The 2,753-nt window shown below is 43.5% G+C and carries 4 protein-coding genes; 2 read left to right on the top strand and 2 right to left on the bottom strand.

Going from position 1 to position 2,753, the window contains the following annotated elements; translation table 11 throughout:
* The first annotated feature begins 436 nt into the window (after positions 1-436).
* Entirely contained in the window at positions 437-652 is a 216-nt protein-coding gene (locus tag H6G97_RS49365) for a hypothetical protein (protein WP_190947555.1), read from the top strand.
* On the opposite strand, the gene H6G97_RS49360 is transcribed toward H6G97_RS49365, so the two are convergent.
* Positions 630-860, bottom strand: coding sequence for a hypothetical protein (locus tag H6G97_RS49360; RefSeq protein WP_190947554.1), 231 nt, complete (start codon positions 858-860; stop codon positions 630-632). The genes H6G97_RS49365 and H6G97_RS49360 overlap by 23 nt on opposite strands.
* Positions 861-1,304: 444 nt before the next feature.
* Between H6G97_RS49360 and H6G97_RS49355 the strand changes: the two genes are divergently transcribed.
* Positions 1,305-2,228 (top strand): TIGR01459 family HAD-type hydrolase, encoded by a 924-nt coding sequence (locus H6G97_RS49355; RefSeq protein WP_190947553.1) that lies wholly within the window; start codon positions 1,305-1,307, stop codon positions 2,226-2,228.
* Between the two features lie 334 nt (positions 2,229-2,562).
* On the opposite strand, the gene H6G97_RS49350 is transcribed toward H6G97_RS49355, so the two are convergent.
* Positions 2,563-2,753: DUF1392 family protein (locus H6G97_RS49350; protein ID WP_190947552.1), on the bottom strand; the 191-nt coding region annotated here is incomplete at its 5' end.

Raw genomic sequence — 2,753 nt, 5'->3', positions numbered from 1 at the left:
TTGCTTAACTTCAAGTTCGACTTGCTCTAGGTTAGGAGCTAGGCGTTGGTACTGTGCCCTAGTCATGGCAGCAAGTATTTGATTTTTTATTGGTAGATGAAGTTGCTTAGATAGTGACATGGAGAACCTATAAGTTCAATTGTGCTTCTTAAAGCAATGCTTTGGCAGCTTGAAAGCAGCCAGCAACTAGTCCCAATATGTCAAAAGGTGGTTTTTATTCAGAAGTTGTAAACTTTATAACTGACAACGGCAGCATCAAAGCGTACATTAATGATACGTTTAGGCTTGATGCAGTTTTCTATGATCGCACATTTGACGCTGTTCATCTGTCCGTTTGCGTACATAGCCGATTCCACTTTTCCCACTCTGACTTATTTGATTCTTTAAACACTCGTGCGATTGCTGATTACCATTGCCGGGAGATGAGATTGTAAACTTGTCTAAAGTGACAATTATATCTGCGATCGCCTTTGACTCAAGCTTCCCCTATCGCCGCCCCCGCCTCATCCCTGCCCGATTAACAATCGCGCCTCCACAGCCTACGATTGCCAGCTTGAGGCGATGGTGCATTCATGCTGAAGGGCGAATGTGTCCAATTTGTTCCCAAAATCTAGCTGCTGTTGACTATGTTAGGCAGCTTTCAACTGGTTGAATTGCTGCAACTTCGTGATAATTCTCTCCCTCTGGCTAGCACCAACCTTAGTAATAGCAACCTTTAACGTTTGCCTGGGAAATATCTCTCGCAAATCCACCAGCATCTCAAAATTCTCACACGCCTCCAGGCACTCAACAATATAGTCGATTGAGTCGAGACGTAACCATTCTTTTGTCGCGTCTAAGTCACAAATACGGTGGTTCATAGCATTGCACTGGCTCTAACCACCATTTTAGGATAATTTTCGCTGATTATTAGTGTATTTGTACTATTTCAGGCTAGATGTATGCTGCTGCCTTAGTTGAACTGACGCTAAACAACCCGATTCTGGAGCAGGCGATAAGCTCTCGCTTAAGCCTTCTCCAAAGGATACGAAGACAGCGAACAGTGATCGCTGGATGAATAGCAATCGCAATGAAGGACAATCATGTGCGATCATCCCTGTGTGAAGTTATTCGGGGTGATAATGGTATGCCGCAAGGACTGGTCACATAGCCAGGTGGTAAGTAATGCAGATATGATATTCAAGAAAAAGTAGTGCCAGTGTACTATAAGGCTGGTAATATAGTATTTTACTAAGCACCAGTTACCTAACTTTCTAATGCTTTACTCTGCTTCCAAGTGAGAAAAATTATTCACGTAGATATGGATGCCTTCTACAGAAATGGTTGAATTTTTATCTCTAGAGTCTGTCGTCTCGAACAGACCATTGATATTGGTAGATGCCTTTGGTGTATTCTGGGGAGGAGAGGCCGTTGGCTTGTTACCAGGTGCCCTTGCAACTTTCCAAAAAATAAAGGAGCAGAACACAACTATCATAATTGTGTCTAATTCAACACGTTTGGCTGATCGTGAAGTATCAAAATATTCTAAAGCAGGTCTTCATTTAGGGGAGCATTACGACCTATTTGTTTCTTCCGGACAGATCACACGAGATGCGATTGTTTCATGTCGTCTACCTTTTTCAACGCCAAGATATAAGTATTGGCTGTATGGTGATTGTCATCCTCAACATGGGTCGCCGTCGCAAGAGTTATTTGAGAACAATTTGTTTTCTGTCACTTCTTCGATAGAAGATGCTGATTTCATATATTGTGGCATTCCCCACAAAAATGGTTGTGATCAGGAGTCTGTAGATCCCTTCCAGGAAGAGATTGAAGCATTGGTCAAAACTGGTCTGGTTATGCTTATAGCTAATCCCGATAAAACCGCTTTGGAGGGTCGTCCATCTCGACCTGTAGTCAGACAAGGGTCTATTGGTGCTCTTTATCAAGAAGCTGGGGGAAAGGTTTGTTATTTTGGGAAACCTTATCCTTTGATCTTTGAATACATTCAGAAGTGGGCAGTTAAACATCTAGGGTTGGAAGCATGGAAAGATGCCATGATTATTGGGGACAATTGTGAGACAGATATTTGTGGTGGGAATCGAGCTGGTATAGACACTGCACTTATCACAGATACTGGACTTGCTACTGAACCAATCTTGACTCTAGGAATAGAGAGATTTCTGGCATCCCTTCCTATGGAGAATCGTCCAAAATTTCTGGTCTCTTCGTTCAGTATCTTGGGCTGAGGACTTCCGCCATTTCAAAAGTTCGAAGGTAGGAGCCAACAGCGGAAGGTGTTTGCCTTTCCAGTTTATGGCAGAGTACAAAGAGATGGAGATGCCCTCGCCTCGGACTTCGCCACGGAGGTGTAGATTGTCATAATCGCACCCTCTCTAAATTATAGTCAGTCACTCGTGCGATGGGCGAAGCCTCGCCAAGGGCGATCGCATCTCCGAAAGTAAAAAGTTCATCAAACCAATTCGCAATTAGCAACTCGCAATTCGCAATTGCAGAGGAAATTAGAAATTAAGCCGTTGGGGTGCAAAGCTAACATACTAATCTTTGATTAAATGATAAGCTTCAGTTATCAGTAATTTTAATTGCGTTAGCGCAGCGGGGCGTAGCCGATTGCGAATGGGAAAAAGCGAATTGTTTTGGCATCCATTCGATGCAGTAGAACCAGGAATCGCAAATCAGTTGGATGCCTTGGACAATCCTTGCTGGTGGCCCGTCGCCATGAAATCGGAACTCGACTAATTCACCCAGTCCAA

Origin of the sequence: Nostoc flagelliforme FACHB-838 (assembly GCF_014698065.1) — a bacterium.
GTDB classification, from domain to species: domain Bacteria; phylum Cyanobacteriota; class Cyanobacteriia; order Cyanobacteriales; family Nostocaceae; genus Nostoc; species Nostoc flagelliforme_B.
Note: the sequence above shows the minus strand (reverse complement) of the source record. Positions and strands in the feature narration are given on the sequence as shown.

Excerpts from the sequence above, each read along its gene's own strand:
- H6G97_RS49355 (WP_190947553.1), top strand. The coding sequence starts at position 1,305 with ATGCCTTCTACAGAAATGGTTGAATTTTTATCTCTAGAGTCTGTCGTC.
- H6G97_RS49360 (WP_190947554.1), bottom strand. The coding sequence starts at position 860 with ATGAACCACCGTATTTGTGACTTAGACGCGACAAAAGAATGGTTACGT.